This is a genomic window from Flammeovirga agarivorans (genome assembly GCF_012641475.1).
Classification (GTDB): domain Bacteria; phylum Bacteroidota; class Bacteroidia; order Cytophagales; family Flammeovirgaceae; genus Flammeovirga; species Flammeovirga agarivorans.
The window spans coordinates 1-922 of the sequence record NZ_JABAIL010000059.1; the positions used below are offsets into that span (position 1 = coordinate 1).

Annotated in this window: 1 protein-coding gene; it reads right to left on the reverse strand. The window is 26.9% G+C overall.

Translation table 11 applies throughout. From position 1 onward, the window contains the following. Positions 1–76: 76 nt before the first annotated feature. Entirely contained in the window at positions 77–865 is a 789-nt protein-coding gene (locus HGP29_RS28215; protein WP_168885811.1) for a DUF1444 family protein, read from the reverse strand. Positions 866–922 lie beyond the last annotated feature (57 nt).

The following is a 922-nucleotide window of genomic DNA, read 5'->3' on the forward strand; positions in this document are numbered from 1 at the left end:
CACAACGAAATTGCTAAACTACGAGCGAGGGCGCGTCGCCCGAGACTTGGAGTTTTAGCTGTTGTTATCTCTTGTATTAATAATTTACAAATTCTTCATCCTTAAGAATAAATAATGAATTTGATATAGTGTAATTACTTGAGTTGAAAATTTCTTCTGTCTGCTTTTTTAGTTCTTCTATTCCTTTTGTATTGTTACTTCCTGTAATTAAGATAACATCTTTAGAAGGAATGCTTATAATAATATCTCCGTCAACATTAAAGTTTGCTTTGTCCCATAAAGATTTTACTAGAATTAAACTTGCTTCAAAGTCTCCTCCTGCTGATAACATATAAGAACCTTCTTTACCATATTTTTTAATAGAAACTTTATTGATGAGGTTTTCAATTGATAATTCTTTGAAATCTTTTAGAGGTAGTTCCAAATCTACTTGATCCTCTTGTTGAATATAACTTATAGAAGTTTCAGAATCCATAGCATAGAAGATGAATAGTTCTGAGTTATATTTTTCATATACTAAATCTATTTCTTCTGAATTTGTTATTCTGATTAATTCATCAAGATATTTCTGTGATTTTATTATAGGAACGATTTCATTTATTGAATATGTAGTTTTGTTATAATAAGTATTTATTGATGATTCAATATATCTTTTTATAATTTCTAATTTTGAATCTTCATCATTGATGTATTCATTAAATGCGTTTCCTAAGAAATGTTTATGTTCATTTTCTTGAAATTCTGTAGTTATTTCTAACTCTTTTAAGCTAATAAGTTTAAGAGCAGGTACTGATTTCTTCAGAACATTAAAATATTCTTTTGTGAATTCTATTTTTTGGTTTGCTTGTTTAAATAATCCAAACATTTTTTATTATTAAGGTGTATTGTATCCATTATAAGAGATAACGTGATGGCTAAACTA